Below are 14,638 nucleotides of genomic sequence, written 5' to 3'. Positions count from 1 at the left end.
GGCCACTTTTCATTGTGGCAATTCAATTCGTCCTAAAACGTGCGTCTATCTTCCATTAAATTGTCGGGATTTAAGTCATTTGTTGATCCCACCAATTTCCAGGTGCCCGGTCAGCTGGTCGGCGTGGTAGGTCCCAACGGCTGCGGCAAATCGAACATTATCGATGCCGTGCGATGGGTGCTGGGCGAATCGAAAGCGTCGGAGCTGCGCGGCGAGTCCATGCAGGATGTGATTTTCAACGGCTCCACGCACCGCAAGCCGGCCGGCCGCGCGTCTGTGGAGCTGGTGTTCGACAATAACGACGGCAAGGCTTCCGGCCAGTGGGGCCAGTACGCCGAGATCGCGGTCAAGCGCACGCTCACGCGCGACGGCACGTCCACCTACTACATCAACGGCCAGCCGGTGCGCCGGCGCGACATCCAGGACATTTTCCTCGGCACCGGCCTCGGTCCGCGCGCCTACGCCATCATCGGCCAGGGCATGATCTCGCGCATTATCGAGTCGCGCCCCGAGGAGCTGCGGGTATTCCTGGAGGAGGCCGCCGGCGTGTCCAAGTACAAGGAGCGCCGCCGCGAAACCGAGAACCGCCTGCACGACACGCGCGAGAACCTGCTGCGCGTGGAGGACATCCTGCGCGAACTGAACGCCAACCTGGAAAAGCTGGAAGCGCAGGCAGCCGTGGCGCACCGCTTCCACCAGCTGCAGGCCGACCAGGACGAGAAGCAGAAACTGCTTTGGCTGCTGCGCAAGAACGAGGCGCAGTACGAGCAGACCAAGTACTTCCGCGAGGTGGAGCAGGCCCAGACCGACCTGGAAGAGCAGACCGCCAAGCTGCGCAACGTGGAGCTGACGCTGGAGCAGATGCGCCAGTCGCACTTCGCCGTGGGCGACCGCCTGCACACCGCGCAAGGCCATCTGTACCAGACCAACTCAGAAATCGGCAGCCTGGAAGCGCAGATCAAGTTCGTGGTGGAGTCGCGCACCCGCTTGCAGAACCAGCTGGCCACCCTGGGCGCGCAGCGCGACCAGTGGCAGAACCAGGCCGCCGAGTACAGCGAGCAGATAGAGGAAGCCGAGTTCAACCTGGAGGAGTTGTCCGCCAAGGTGGAGCAGGCGCGCATGATGGCCGAGCAGAAGGCGGAGTCGCTGCCGGTGCTGGAGGCGGCCTGGCGCGCGGCGCAGGACAAGAGCAGCGCGTCGCGCGCCCGCATCATGCAGGCGCAGCAGCAGCTGGAACTGGAATCGGCGCACCAGCGCAACGCCAGCAACATCCTGAACGGCCTGGCCGTGCGGCGCGAGCGCCTGCAGCAGGAGAAGCACGGCCTGAGCCTGCCGGATTCGGCGCACCTGTCCAACCTGAAGATGCAGCTGGAGGAAAAGCAGCAGGCGTCCGAGGAACTCAACTACCACCTGGAAGAAGCGCTGGAGCAGCAGCCCAAGCTGGAAGCGGAGCGCCAGGACGCGCAGCTGCAGGTGAACGCCGAAGCGGCCGCCAATGCGCAGCTGGAAGCGCGCCTGAATGCGCTGCGCCAGTTGCAGGAGCGCGTGCAGACCCAGGGCAAGGTCACGCCGTGGCTGCAGAAGCACGAGCTGGATGCACTGCCGCGCCTGTGGCAGAAGCTGCAGATCGAGGCGGGCTGGGAGACGGCGATGGAGGCCATCCTGCGCGAGCGCACCTCGGCCCTGCAAGTGTCCAATATTGAATGGGCCAAGCACTTCTTCAGCGACGCGCCTCCGGCCAAGCTGGCGCTGTTCGCGCCCGGCGCCAGCGCGCCGCCCATGCAGCAGGAGCAGCCTGGCCTGAAGCCCTTCATCACGCTGCTGAAACTGAATGATCCCGGCCTGCGCGCGGTGCTGCAGGACTGGCTGCACAACGTCTTCATCGCAGACAGCGCGGACGCCGCCTTCAAGGCGCGCGCCACGCTGCCCGCCGGCGGCGTGTTCGTGACCGCGCAGGGCCACGTTGTCACCCAGTCCAGCGTGCGTTTCTACGCCGCCGACGCGGAGCAGGACGGCATGCTGGCGCGCCAGCAGGAGATCGACAACATCGGCAAGCAGCTGCGCGCCCAGACCATCCTGGCCGACGAGGCGCGCGCCCGCTCGGTGCGCGCGGACGCCGCCGTGGCGGCGCATGCGCGCAGCCTGGCCGAGCTGCGCCAGAAGTCGCAGCTGCTCACGCAGTCGGTGCACGCTTTGCAGCTCGAGGTGGTCAAGCTGTCCGAGATCGAGGCGCGCTTCAACCAGCGCAGCACGCAGATCGAGGCGGACCTGGCCGAAATCGGCGCGCAGGAATCGGAGCAGATGCAGGTGCGCATGGAGTCCGAGGAGAAGTTCGAGCAGCTCGATATGGAGCTGGGCAACCTGCAGGGCGAGCATGAGGACGGCCAGACCCTGTTCATGGAGAAGGAACAGAAGCTGGCCGACGCCCGCCAGGCCCTGCGCGACCTGGAGCGCGGCGCGCAGGAAGCGGAATTTGCCGAGAAGTCCCAGCGCAGCAAGATCGAGGAGCTGCGCCGCAGCATCGCCACCGCCACCACGCAGGCGGCGCAGGTGGCGGATAGCCTGCAGGCCGGGCAGCGCGAACTGGAAAGCCTGGAAGCCGGCACCGCAAGCGAAGGCCTGCAGGAGCTGCTGGAACGCCGCACGCAGCAGGAGCGCGCGCTGTCGGACGCGCGCCATGAGCTGGACCAGATCACGCAGCAGCTGCGCAGCTTCGAGGATGCGCGCATGAACAACGAACGCAGCCTGCAGCCGCAGCGCGACAAGATCATGGAGCTGCAGCTCAAGGAGCAGGCCGCGCGCCTGAACCAGGAGCAGTTCTCCGCGCAGCTGGCGGAGGCGGGCGCGGACGAGGCGGCGCTGGCGGAGAAACTGAATCCGGACATGAAGCCGTCCTATCTGCAAGGCGAGGTCACGCGCCTGAACAACGCCATCTCCATGCTGGGCGCGGTGAATCTGGCCGCGCTGGACGAGTTGGCGCAGGCCTCCGAGCGCAAGAACTTCCTCGACGCGCAGAACGCCGACCTGACCGAAGCGATCAACACGCTGGAAGACGCGATTGCGCGCATCGACAAGGAAACCCGCGACCTGCTGCAAGACACGTTCGACCGCGTGAACGGCCACTTCTCCGAACTTTTCCCTATACTGTTCGGCGGCGGCCAGGCCAAGCTGATCATGACGGGCGACGAAATCCTGGATTCCGGCGTGCAGGTGATGGCGCAGCCGCCGGGCAAGAAGAACGCCACCATCCATTTGCTGTCGGGCGGCGAGAAAGCGCTGACCGCGACCGCGCTGGTGTTTTCCATGTTCCGCCTGAACCCGGCGCCGTTCTGCCTGCTCGACGAGGTCGACGCGCCGCTGGACGACGCTAATACGGAACGTTTCTGCCGCATGGTGAAACGGATGTCCGACCAGACCCAATTCCTCTTCATTTCGCACAACAAGATTGCGATGGAGATGGCCAATCAACTGATCGGTGTGACGATGCAAGAGCAGGGCGTATCGCGCATCGTGGCGGTGGATATGGAAGCCGCCGCCAACTTCGCTTCTGAGGCACAAGCAGCATGACAGACCTTCAAATGAGTTTGATCGCGGCAAGCGGCGTCTTTATCGTCGGCGTTGTCGCTTACAACAAATGGCAGGAATACAAAGCCAAAAAATCGGTGGAGCGGGCGTTTTCGTCCGACCATGACGACGTGCTGATGCGGCCCGACGGCGAAGCCGGCGTGCCCCGGCACGAACCGAGCTTCTCGCTTGGCGAGACCGATGCCGCCGCAGCGGCAGGCGCCAGCGCGCGCTCCCACGGCGGCAGCGCCGGCGGGGCCGGAGCGGCTGGCGGCAGCGGCGGGGTTGGTGGCGCGGGCGGAGACGCCGGCGGTGAATCCTACGCGCCCACCGCGCACGAAGCCGGCACGCTCACGCCAGCAGCGGAGCAGGCCACCGCGCTGGTGGACCCGCTGATCGACTGCCTGCTGCCGCTGGCGCTGGAAGCCCCGGTGCGCGGCGACAAAATCCTGCCGGTGCTGCAGAAGCTGCGCCTGGTGGGCAACAAGCCGGTGCACTACATCGGCCTGCACGTGAACGGCGACTGGGAACCCATCGTCCACGGCGGCGTTTACACGGAGCTGCAAGGCGGCGTGCAGCTGGCCAGCCGCAGCACCGCGCTGAACGAACTCGAATACTCCGAACTGGTGACGCGCTTGCGCGCCATGGCCGATGAAATCGGCGCCGAACCGGCCATTCCGGACATGATGGAAGTGATGGCCGAGGCGAAAACGCTGCACCGCTTCGTCTCCAGCCACGACGCCCAGCTGGGCGTGAACCTGCACACCAACGGCGCGCCGTGGGCCATCAGCACGCTGCTGGGCGCACTGGAGAAGCAGGGCTTCGACGTGCGTCCCGACGGCCGCTACGTGATGCCGGACGGCGACGGCGGCCACCTGTTCTCGCTGTCGACCAATGTCACGCTGGCCGAAGAAACCACGCCGCGCCTGACGCTGCTGCTCGACGTGCCCTGCGTGGCCCCGTCGCGCGACGGCTTCGGCGCCATGATCGCCTGCGCCAAATCGCTGGCGGGCCGCCTGGATGGCACCATCGTGGACGACTACAGCCAGGCGCTGTCGGACGAAGCGCTGGCCGAAATCGCCGGCCAGGTGCGCGACTTCTACGCCGACATGGAGTCCTCCGACATCCCGGCCGGTTCCACCCGCGCGCTGCGCCTGTTCTGCTAAGGGTGCGCAATGAGTGACAAGGAATACCAGGCCAAGGTGGACCGCGCGGCCTGGCTGACGGCCGAATTGAACCGCCATCTGCACGCCTACCACGTGCTCGATGCGCCGACCATCCCGGACGCCGAATACGACCAGCTCTACCTCGAGCTGCAAAAGCTGGAAACGGAACACCCGGAGCTGCAAAAGCAGGATTCGCCAACCTTGCGCGTGGGCGCGGCCCCGCTGCCGCAGTTTGCGCAAGTGACGCACACCGTGCCCATGCTGTCGCTGAATAACGGCTTCAGCGACGAGGACGTGGAAAACTTCGACCGCCGCGTGCGGGAAGGCCTGGACGTGCTGCAAGTGGAGTACGCCGCCGAAGTGAAATTCGACGGCCTGGCCATCAACCTGCGCTACGAGAACGGCCTGTTCGTGCAGGCCGCAACGCGCGGCGACGGCTACACCGGCGAGGACGTTACCGCCAATATCCGCACCATCAAGGGCATTCCGCTGCGCCTGCACGGCGACAAGGTGCCCGCGCTGCTGGACGTGCGCGGCGAGGTGCTGATGTACAAGCGCGACTTCGCCAAGATGAACGAGCGCCAGCGCGAAGCCGGCCAGAAGGAATTCGTCAATCCGCGCAACGCGGCGGCAGGCAGTTTGCGCCAGCTCGATTCGCGCATCACCGCGCAGCGCGCGCTGAGCTTCTTCGCCTACGGCATCGGCGCGCTGGAAGGCGCCGAGATGCCCGAATCGCACTCCGCGCTGCTGGAGTGGTACTACGCCCTCGGCCTGCCGGTGGCCAAGGAACGCGCCGTGGTGCGCGGCGCGCAAGGCCTGCTGGACTACTACGCCGCCATCGGCAAGGCGCGTCCGGACATGCCGTACGAGATCGACGGCGTGGTGTACAAGGCCAACAAGCTGTCCGACCAGCGTCAGCTTGGCTTCGTATCGCGCGCGCCGCGCTTCGCCATTGCGCATAAATTCCCGGCCGAAGAAGCCACCACCATCGTGCACGACATCGAAGTGCAGGTGGGCCGCACCGGCGCCATCACACCGGTGGCGCGCCTGGAGCCCGTGTTCGTGGGCGGCGTGAACGTCACCAACGCCACGCTGCATAACGAAGGCGAAGTGCAGCGCAAGGACGTGCGCGTGGGCGACACGGTCATCGTGCGCCGCGCTGGCGATGTGATTCCCGAGGTGCTGGCCGTGGTGCTGGAAAAGCGCCCGCAGCCCGAGCCGCCGCGCTACGTGCTGCCCAAGGTGTGCCCGGTGTGCGGTTCGCACGTGGTGCGCGAAGAGGGCGAGGCCATTGCGCGCTGCTCCGGCGGCCTGTTCTGCCGCGCACAGCGCAAGGAAGCCATCCGCCACTTCTCCGGCCGCCGCATGATGGACATCGAAGGCCTGGGCGACCGCTATATCGACAACCTGGTCGAATGCGACCTGGTGACCCGCGTGGCCGACCTGTACAAGCTCACGCTGGACGACCTGCTGAAGATGAAGCGCCTGGCCGATGAACGCGACGGCACCACGCCGGAGACCGTCCAGCAAGGCAAGATCGCCACCAAGTGGGCGGACAATCTGCTGGAGGCCATCGCCGCCAGCAAGAACCCGCCGCTGGAGCGCCTGCTGTTCGCGCTGGGCATCCGCCACGTGGGCGAGTCCACCGGCAAGACGCTGGCCGAGTGGCTGGGCAGTTTCGGCCTGGTGCGCCGCGCGCCGATCGCGCTGCTGCGGGTGCTGCCCGATATCGGCGGCACGGTGGCCGAAGCCATCGCCGACTTCTTTTCCGAAGCGAAGAACCAGGAGGCCATCGACGCGCTGCTGGCGGCGGGCGTGGCCCCGCAAGGCGAGCACGCGCCCAGCGCCAAGCTGCGCGAGAAGCTCGACGACATCAAGCTGATGGCCGCACTGGGCATACCGAAGATGACCGAGCCGCGCTGCCGCAAGCTGGTGGAGCAGGGCGTTACGCTGGAAAAGCTGGCGCAGCAGAGCATTTTCTCGGTCTATGGCTTGCCGGCGGACGTCGCCGCTGCGCTGGAAGAGTGGATGGCGCAGCCGGGCAACCGCGACCAGGTGGCCGCGCTGGATGATCTCTGCAAAGGCCTGCTTGCCTTGCTGCCGGAAGTCGTGGAAGCCACGGGCGCCCTGAACGGCAAGACCTTTGTATTGACTGGCACGCTGCCGAACCTGAGCCGCGACCAGGCTGGCGCCATGATTGAAGCGGCGGGCGGCAAGGTGGTTGGTTCCGTATCGAAGAAAACCGGTTATGTAGTGGCAGGCGCCGAGGCGGGCAGCAAGCTGGCCAAGGCGGAAGAACTCGAAATCCCCATCCTGGACGAAGCGGGCCTGCTGGCCCTGCTGGAGAACAATAAATGACCAAAATTCGCAAAGCCGTATTCCCAGTCGCAGGCCTGGGCAGCCGTTTTCTACCTGCCACCAAGGCGCAGCCGAAGGAGATGCTGCCCATCGTCGACAAGCCGCTGATCCAGTATGCGGTGGAAGAGGCGGTGGCGGCCGGCATCACCGACATGATCTTCATCACCGGCCGCAACAAGCGCGCCATTGAAGACCATTTCGACAAAGCCTACGAACTGGAAGCCGAGCTGGAAGCGGCGCAGAAAACCGCGCTGCTGGAGCAGGTGCGCAACGTCATCCCCAAGCACATCAACTGCATCTTCATCCGCCAGTCCGAGCCGCTGGGCCTGGGCCACGCGGTGCTGTGCGCGCGTCCGGTGGTGGGCGACGAGCCTTTCGCCGTGCTGCTGGCGGACGACTTCATGGACACCGACAACGGCGCCCGTCCGGTGCTGGCGCAGATGACCGAAGTGTATTCCTATGAGCGCGCCAGCGTGCTGGCGGTGCAGGACGTGCCGCGCGCGAACACGCGCCAGTACGGCATCGTCAGCGCCTCGCCTTATCAGAGCAGGCTGGAACTGGTGTCCGGCATCGTCGAGAAACCGAAGCCGGAGGAGGCGCCTTCCACGCTGGCCGTGGTGGGGCGCTATGTGCTGTCGGGCCGCATCTTCGAATACCTGGAGCACCTGGGCGCGGGCACCGGCGGCGAGATCCAGCTGACCGACGGCATCGCCGCGCTGATGAAGGCCGAGCGCGTGCTGGCCTACCGCTACGACGGCACCCGTTACGACTGCGGCTCCAAGCTGGGCTACCTGAAAGCCACCACTGCCATGGGCCTGAAGCATCCGGAGATGGGCGACGAATTCCGCAAATATCTGCAGGAGATGCAATTGGAACTGGGGGCGAAATGACGGTCCGTGAAATCCTGAAGATGGGCGACCCGCGCCTGCTGCGCGTGGCGGAGCCGGTGCGCGAATTCGATACGCCCGAGTTGCACGCCCTCATCGCCGACATGTTCGACACCATGCACGCCGCCAACGGCGCGGGCCTGGCCGCGCCCCAGATCGGCGTGAATTTGCAGCTCGTGATCTACGGTTTCAAGAACAACGCCCGCTATCCGGACGCGCCGCAAGTGCCGGAGACGGTGCTGATCAACCCCGTGCTCACGCCGATCACGCAAGAAAAGGAAGACGGCTTCGAAGGCTGCCTGTCCGTGCCCGGCCTGCGCGGCAGCGTGGCGCGCTACAAGAAGCTGCACTACGAAGGCGTGGACCAATACGGCCAGGCCATCGTGCGCGACGCAGACGACTTCCACGCGCGCGTGGTACAGCACGAAGTCGACCACTTGCACGGCATCCTCTACCCGATGCGCATCACCGACTTCAGCAAGTTCGGCTACACCTCGGTGATGTTCCCCGACCTCGATCCCAACGACGACGATTAACCCGCCCTACGCGGGTTCGGCGTGTTCCACCATGAGCTGGACCTTGGTGGTGCCGTTGTATTCGTTGGCGTCGAGCCGGAAGGCGACGCGGGCGCGGTCGCCTACGGATTCGGTGTGGCCGAACCAGATCGCGTCGTAGCGCGCGCCGTTTTTCTCCAGCAGCAGCTTGAGGTGGCGCTCTTTAAGGATGCGCTGGCTCACAACGCGGAACTCGTCGCAGAACACCGGCGGCGCGAAGCCCTGGCCCCATACCTGGCCGTCCATCAGCTCGATGAACTGGGTGGTGTAGTAGCCGTCTTCCAGCGGCCCGTCGGTTTCGATCACGCGTTCCAGCTGCTGTTCCGTCAGCCATGCGCGGCCCACGGCTTCGAAGGCTTCCGAGAACGCGTCGAAGGCATCGGCGCGGATGCTCAGGCCCGCAGCCATGGCGTGGCCGCCGAATTTGTCGATCAGGCTGGGGGCGCGTTTTGAAACCAGGTCCAGCGCGTCGCGCAGGTGGAAGCCTGGGATGGAGCGGCCGGAGCCCTTGATCCAGCCGTCTCCCGCCGGTGCGAAGGTAATCGTCGGACGGAAGAACTTTTCTTTCAGGCGCGATGCCACGATGCCGATCACGCCCTGGTGCCAGCTTTCGTCGAATACGCTGATGGTGCTGCTGGCGGCGGGTTCAAAGCGGTCCAGGTGCAGCAAGGCCGCGTCCTGCATCTCGGCTTCGATCTCGCGCCGTTTCAGGTTGATCTCGTTGAGCTGCTGCGCCAGCTGCCAGGCGCGGTCTTCATCGTCCGTGAGCAGGCACTCGATGCCGAGCGACATGTCCTCCAGCCGCCCGGCCGCGTTCAGGCGCGGGCCGAGCGCGAAGCCCAGGTCGAACGGCGTGGCGGTGCGCGCCTGGCGGCCGGCCACGCGGAACAGGGCGGCCACGCCGGGATGCATACGGCCTGCGCGCATGCGCTTCAGGCCTTGCGCCACCAGGATGCGGTTGTTCGGGTCCAGCTTGACTACGTCGGCCACGGTGCCCAGCGCCACCAGGTCCAATAGACTGTCCAGCTTGGGCTGGGTGGCGGCGTCGAATACGCCGCGCTTGCGCAGTTCTGCGCGCAGGGCCAGCAGCACGTAGAACACCACGCCCACGCCCGCCAGGTTCTTGCTCGGGAAGCCGCAGGCCGGCTGGTTGGGATTGACGATAACGCGCGCCTCGGGCAGCACGTCGGCCGGCAAGTGGTGGTCGGTGACGACGACTTCGATGCCGCGCCGGTTGGCCTCGGCCACGCCGTCTATGCTGGCTATGCCGTTGTCCACGGTGATGATGATGTCCGGCTGCTTTTCGCGCGCCGTCAGCGCCACGATTTCCGGCGTGAGGCCGTAGCCGTATTCGAAGCGGTTGGGGACGATGAAGTCGACATTGGCGCCCATGGAACGCAGGCCGCGCAGCGCCACCGCGCAGGCGGTGGCGCCGTCGCAGTCGTAGTCGGCCACGATCACCATGCGCTTTTGCGCGGCGATGGAGTCGGCCAGGAAGACGGCCGCCGCGCCGATGTGCAGCAGGCCGGAAGGCGCGATCAGCGCCGCCAGCTCGCTGGACAGGTCTTTGGGGTCGGTCAGGCCGCGCGCGGCAAACAGGCGGGCCAGCACAGGATGGATGCCGCCCTGGCGCAGCATTTCCGATTCGCGGAAGGGGCAGGGGCGGGTGGCGATACGGGTCATGGCGTGAGCTTGGTGAGGGCGGGCTTGCGCCAGAATTTGCGCAAAGAGCCCTTGGTGATGGTGAATTCGGCCAGCTTCAGATGGCTGCTGAAAACCAGTTTCAGGCTGCCCAGGCGGCCCGTTTGCAGCGCCGCCAGCAAGGGAGCGAACCATTGCTGCTCGATCTGCTGCATGTGCGCCAGCCAGGGCGCCCAGTCGCCGGCTTTGCCTACCGGGATCAGTTCGCCCAGCACCACGGTGGCGTCGCCGGGCAACGCGAGCACTTGCGGGGCGGTGGCGGCGCGCAGGGCGGGATCGGCCAGCAGCGTTAGCCACGCGGGACAGTTGACGACGGCCAGCGCGCCGGCGTTGCTGGCTGCTGCGTTTGCCGAGGCATTGGCAGAGGCGCCAGCCCACAGCCAGAACGAATTCACCGGCGACAGCCCGCGCTGTTGGCGCGCTTCGTTGACGGGGTGTTCGTGCCACAGCATCTGCACTTCGTTTTGCAGCTTGCGGAACTCGCGCTTGGCATCGCCTTCCGGCATCCAGTCGCTCAGGTTGTCGCCCACGGCCACGTCCGGCGAAGCGGTGCGCAGGCCTTGCCAGTCGTCCGCGCGCATGAACCACATGTCCGGCGCGGCGTAGACCAGCGGCTTGCCGGCGTCGTCGAAGTAGGGCTTGATCAGGTCGAACAGCGCGCGCGAGTCGGCTTCGTTCAGGTTAAGCGAGCGCGGATCGCCCAGCTCCATATGGGTGCGCGCCAGTTGCAGATGCACGGGCTGTACGGCGAACCAATAGCCGTCGGCCTGCGCCACGTCCAGCGCCCGCATCATGGCGGGTGCGAAGGGGGCGTTGTCGGACGGGCCTGCGGGCGCGCCGGCGGTGAGCGCGCGCGACAGCCACGATTCATGCGGCAGAAGGCGGTTGGCGCCGTCTTCCTCCGTCACGCGGTGCGTGCTATTGCGCTCGAGTAACATCGCCAGCGCCGGCACTTGCATAGCGCGGGCCAGGTCTTGAGCGAGTTCGGGCGGGGTGAGGGCGAAGGGCAGGACGAGGGTAAGCTGATTCATAACCCGCGATTGTATCAGCCCGCCGCCTTCCGCTTGCGGCCACGGTGCGGTGTTTCACTCACGAAATGTAATTTGTATGGCACACTTCGGGCTCGGAACGTTTTTCACCTATGGCACCACTAACTACAAGGCCCATGAGCATCATCAAGAATCTGCCTTTCGAATGGCTGGTCGGCCTGCGCTACACACGCGCGGGCAAGCGCAGCGGGCGTAACAGCTTTATATCGTTTATCTCGGCCATCTCCATGCTGGGCATAGGCCTGGGCGTGGCCGCCCTGATCGTGGTGCTGTCGGTGTACAACGGCTTTCAGAAGGAAGTGACCGAGCGCATGGTGTCGGTGCTGGGCCATGTGGAGATGTACGACCTGCGCGGCGGCGGCCTGCGGGACTGGACGGCCACCGCGAAGGAGGCGTTCAAGAATCCCGAAGTGCAGGGCGTGGCGCCATTCGTGGAAACCCAGGCCATGCTGGTGCACGGCAGCGACAAGCTGCGGCCCGCCATTGTGCGCGGCATTCTGCCCAAGGCCGAAGCCACCGTCTCCAGCGTGAGCAAGCAGTTCAAGCAGGGCAGCTTCGACGCGCTGCAGCCGGGCGCGTTCAATATCGTGCTGGGCGTGGGCCTGGCCAAGGCGCTGGACGTGGAAGTGGGCGGCAAGGTCGCCATGGCGCTGGCGCAGAACGGCAAGGACATGATGGGTAGCGGCTCTCCCAGCATGCGCTACTTCACCGTCGCCGGCATTTTCGAGGCCGGCCACAACGAGTTCGATTCCGGCCTGGCCTATGTCCACATCGGCGATGGCATGGAGCTGCTGCACCTGGAGCTGCCGTTCGCGCTGCGCCTGCGCGTGGCGGACGTGCAGCGCGCGCCGGACGTGGCGCGCGAGCTGAAACGCACCATGCCGGGCGAGCTGCTGGTGCGCGACTGGTCCCAGCAGAACGCCAACTGGTTCGCTGCGGTGCAGACGCAAAAGAACATGATGTTCATTATCCTTACGCTGATTATCGCGGTGGCGGCCTTCAACCTGGTTGCCACGCTGGTGATGACGGTGACGGACAAGCAGGCCGACATCGCCATCCTGCGCACGCTGGGCGCCGCGCCGCGCTCGGTGATGTTTATCTTTATGGTGCAGGGCGCGCTGGTGGGTGTGATCGGCACCGCGCTGGGCGTGGCGGGCGGCGTGCTGCTGGCCATGAACGTGGACGTGATCGTGCCCGCCATCGAGCGCATGCTGGGCATGAAGTTCCTGGCCAAGGACATCTACTTTATCAGCGCCGTGCCGTCCGACCTGCGCTGGCATGACGTGGCCGTGATCTCCGCCACGGCGGTTGCGCTGGCCTTTGTCGCCACCCTGTATCCGAGCTGGCGCGCCGCGCGCGTGAAGCCGGCCGACGCCCTGCGCTACGAGTGAACAGACCATGCTGAAGAATCTCCTGTCGAATTTGCCTTTTGAATGGCTGGTTGGCCTGCGCTACACGCGCGCCGGCAAGCGCAGCTCGCGCAACAGCTTTATCTCCTTTATCTCGCTGATCTCCATGGGCGGCATTGCGCTGGGCGTGGCAGCGCTGATTATCGTGCTGTCGGTGATGAACGGCTTCCAGAAGGAAGTCACGGGCCGCATGTTGTCCGTGCTGGCCCACGTGGAAGTGTTCAACACTGGGGGCGAGGGCATGCCGGACTGGGAGCAGCAGGCCAAGAACGCTTTCAAGAATCCGGAAGTGAAGGGCGCCGCGCCGTTCGTGGAAACGCAGGCCATGCTGCAGCATGGCGGCGACACGCTGCGTCCGGCCATCGTGCGCGGCATCCTGCCGGAGCAGGAGCCGAATGTGTCGGACGTGGCCAAGCACACCAAGTACGGCGACTTCAATGCGCTGCGCCAGGGCGAATTCAATATCGTGCTGGGCATAGACCTGGCGCGCGCGCTGCAGGTCAACCTGGGCGACAAGGTGACGATGGCGCTGGCGCAAGGCACGGTCACGCCGGCCGGCATTGTGCCCCGCATGCGCTCCTTTACGGTGACCGGCATCTTCCAGGCGGGCCATGCCGAGTTTGACGGCGGCCTGGCCTTCATCCACATTGTGGACGCTGAAAAAATGCTGCGCCTGTCCGCGCCGGCCGGCTTGCGCCTGCGCCTGGCGGACATGCACCGCGCCCCGCAAGTGGCGGAAGACCTCAAGCCCCTGATGCCCGCCGGGATGGAGATACGCGACTGGTCCAAGCTGAACGCCAACTGGTTCGCGGCGGTGCAGACCGAGAAGCGCATGATGTTCATCATCCTGGCGCTGATTGTGGCCGTGGCCGCGTTCAACCTCGTGTCCACGCTGGTGATGACGGTGACGGACAAGCAGCCCGACATCGCCATCCTGCGCACGCTGGGCGCGTCGCCGCAATCCATCATGCGCATCTTCGTCATACAGGGCGCGCTGGTGGGCACCATGGGCGCGGCGCTGGGTGTGGCCGGCGGCGTGCTGGTGGCCTTGAATATCGATGTGATCGTGCCGTTTATTGAATCAACTTTGGGAGTGCAGTTCTTGTCTAGGGATATCTACTACATCAGCACCGTGCCTTCGGATATGCGCTGGCCGGACGTCACCCGCATCGGCGTGGTGGCGGTGGCGCTGGCCTTCCTGGCCACCATCTATCCAAGCTGGTGGGCTGCCCGTGTCAAACCTGCGGAGGCGCTGCGCTATGAATGATCAATCCATCGTCCTGTCCTGCCGCGGGCTGGGCAAAACCTTCACCCAGGGCAGCTACTCGGTGCAGGTACTGAACGGCATCGACATCGACGTGCGGCGCGGCGAGCGCGTGGCTATTGTCGGCGCATCCGGTTCCGGCAAGTCCACGCTGCTGCACCTGCTGGGCGGCCTGGATACGCCGAGCAACGGCAGCGTGACCCTGCTGGGCAAGGACTTCGCCAGCCTGGGCGAGCGCGAACGCGGCGACTTGCGCAACCAGTCGCTCGGCTTCGTTTACCAGTTCCACCACCTGCTGCCCGAGTTCACTGCGCTGGACAACGTGGCCATGCCGCTGATGATACGGCGCCTGAAGCGCTCGCAGGCGCAGGAGGAAGCGCAGAAGATACTCACGCGCGTGAACCTGGCCAAGCGGGTGACGCACGTGCCGGGCGAGCTGTCCGGCGGCGAGCGCCAGCGCGTGGCCCTGGCGCGCGCGCTGGTGACGCAGCCCGCCTGCGTGCTGGCCGACGAACCGACCGGCAACCTCGATCACGGCACGGCCGAACAGATCTTCGACCTGATGCTGGAGCTGTCGCGCACCCTGGGCACGGCCTTCGTCATCGTCACGCATGACCCGGAACTGGCCAAGCGCTGCGACCGCGTGCTGCGCCTGACCGACCAGGGCCTGCACCAGGAGAAGTAAG

Annotated in this window: 10 protein-coding genes; 8 read left to right on the top strand and 2 right to left on the bottom strand. The window is 65.8% G+C overall.

Features of this window, described 5'->3' with window-relative positions:
* Positions 1-39: 39 nt before the first annotated feature.
* From smc to def, 5 genes are read left to right on the top strand one after another with little or no spacing between them, the layout of a single operon-like run.
* Positions 40-3,567, top strand: coding sequence for a chromosome segregation protein SMC (gene smc / locus KT882_RS19640; RefSeq protein ID WP_161074204.1), 3,528 nt, complete (start codon positions 40-42; stop codon positions 3,565-3,567).
* Positions 3,564-4,730, top strand: a complete 1,167-nt coding sequence (locus KT882_RS19635; RefSeq protein WP_161074203.1) for a cell division protein ZipA C-terminal FtsZ-binding domain-containing protein — start codon at positions 3,564-3,566, stop codon at positions 4,728-4,730. Before smc ends, KT882_RS19635 begins: the two co-directional genes overlap by 4 nt.
* A gap of 9 nt (positions 4,731-4,739) precedes the next feature.
* Complete coding sequence (ligA, locus tag KT882_RS19630) at positions 4,740-7,088, top strand: NAD-dependent DNA ligase LigA (RefSeq protein WP_228893103.1); 2,349 nt, start codon at positions 4,740-4,742, stop codon at positions 7,086-7,088.
* On the top strand, positions 7,085-7,978 hold the full coding sequence (galU, locus tag KT882_RS19625; RefSeq protein WP_161074201.1) for a UTP--glucose-1-phosphate uridylyltransferase GalU: 894 nt from the start codon (positions 7,085-7,087) through the stop codon (positions 7,976-7,978). The genes ligA and galU overlap by 4 nt, the downstream gene beginning before the upstream one ends.
* The gene (gene def, locus KT882_RS19620) at positions 7,975-8,511 is read left to right on the top strand and encodes a peptide deformylase (RefSeq protein WP_161074200.1); all 537 of its coding nucleotides are present in this window, start codon (positions 7,975-7,977) and stop codon (positions 8,509-8,511) included. Before galU ends, def begins: the two co-directional genes overlap by 4 nt.
* A gap of 6 nt (positions 8,512-8,517) precedes the next feature.
* On the opposite strand, the gene recJ is transcribed toward def, so the two are convergent.
* Both recJ and KT882_RS19610 read right to left on the bottom strand, forming a co-directional pair.
* Positions 8,518-10,212: a single-stranded-DNA-specific exonuclease RecJ gene (gene recJ / locus KT882_RS19615; protein ID WP_161074199.1), complete on the bottom strand. Its 1,695-nt coding sequence runs from the start codon at positions 10,210-10,212 to the stop codon at positions 8,518-8,520.
* Positions 10,209-11,261, bottom strand: coding sequence for a hypothetical protein (locus tag KT882_RS19610; protein ID WP_161074198.1), 1,053 nt, complete (start codon positions 11,259-11,261; stop codon positions 10,209-10,211). Before KT882_RS19610 ends, recJ begins: the two co-directional genes overlap by 4 nt.
* A gap of 134 nt (positions 11,262-11,395) precedes the next feature.
* Between KT882_RS19610 and KT882_RS19605 the strand changes: the two genes are divergently transcribed.
* From KT882_RS19605 to lolD, 3 genes are read left to right on the top strand one after another with little or no spacing between them, the layout of a single operon-like run.
* Positions 11,396-12,670: a lipoprotein-releasing ABC transporter permease subunit gene (locus KT882_RS19605; protein ID WP_161074197.1), complete on the top strand. Its 1,275-nt coding sequence runs from the start codon at positions 11,396-11,398 to the stop codon at positions 12,668-12,670.
* A 7-nt stretch (positions 12,671-12,677) separates the two neighbouring features.
* Positions 12,678-13,955, top strand: coding sequence for a lipoprotein-releasing ABC transporter permease subunit (locus KT882_RS19600; protein ID WP_228893102.1), 1,278 nt, complete (start codon positions 12,678-12,680; stop codon positions 13,953-13,955).
* On the top strand, positions 13,948-14,637 hold the full coding sequence (gene lolD / locus KT882_RS19595; RefSeq protein WP_228893101.1) for a lipoprotein-releasing ABC transporter ATP-binding protein LolD: 690 nt from the start codon (positions 13,948-13,950) through the stop codon (positions 14,635-14,637). The genes KT882_RS19600 and lolD overlap by 8 nt, the downstream gene beginning before the upstream one ends.
* Position 14,638 lies beyond the last annotated feature (1 nt).

The organism is Pseudoduganella aquatica, from assembly GCF_020865585.1.
In the GTDB taxonomy this organism is placed as follows: Bacteria; Pseudomonadota; Gammaproteobacteria; order Burkholderiales; family Burkholderiaceae_D; genus Rugamonas; species Rugamonas aquatica_A.
Note: the sequence above shows the minus strand (reverse complement) of the source record. Positions and strands in the feature narration are given on the sequence as shown.

Bases quoted from the DNA above. Each gene is read 5' to 3' on its own strand.
- KT882_RS19635 (WP_161074203.1), top strand. From the start codon at position 3,564: ATGACAGACCTTCAAATGAGTTTGATCGCGGCAAGCGGCGTCTTTATC.
- ligA (WP_228893103.1), top strand. From the start codon at position 4,740: ATGAGTGACAAGGAATACCAGGCCAAGGTGGACCGCGCGGCCTGGCTG.
- galU (WP_161074201.1), top strand. From the start codon at position 7,085: ATGACCAAAATTCGCAAAGCCGTATTCCCAGTCGCAGGCCTGGGCAGC.
- def (WP_161074200.1), top strand. From the start codon at position 7,975: ATGACGGTCCGTGAAATCCTGAAGATGGGCGACCCGCGCCTGCTGCGC.
- recJ (WP_161074199.1), bottom strand. From the start codon at position 10,212: ATGACCCGTATCGCCACCCGCCCCTGCCCCTTCCGCGAATCGGAAATG.
- KT882_RS19610 (WP_161074198.1), bottom strand. From the start codon at position 11,261: ATGAATCAGCTTACCCTCGTCCTGCCCTTCGCCCTCACCCCGCCCGAA.
- KT882_RS19605 (WP_161074197.1), top strand. From the start codon at position 11,396: ATGAGCATCATCAAGAATCTGCCTTTCGAATGGCTGGTCGGCCTGCGC.
- KT882_RS19600 (WP_228893102.1), top strand. From the start codon at position 12,678: ATGCTGAAGAATCTCCTGTCGAATTTGCCTTTTGAATGGCTGGTTGGC.
- lolD (WP_228893101.1), top strand. From the start codon at position 13,948: ATGAATGATCAATCCATCGTCCTGTCCTGCCGCGGGCTGGGCAAAACC.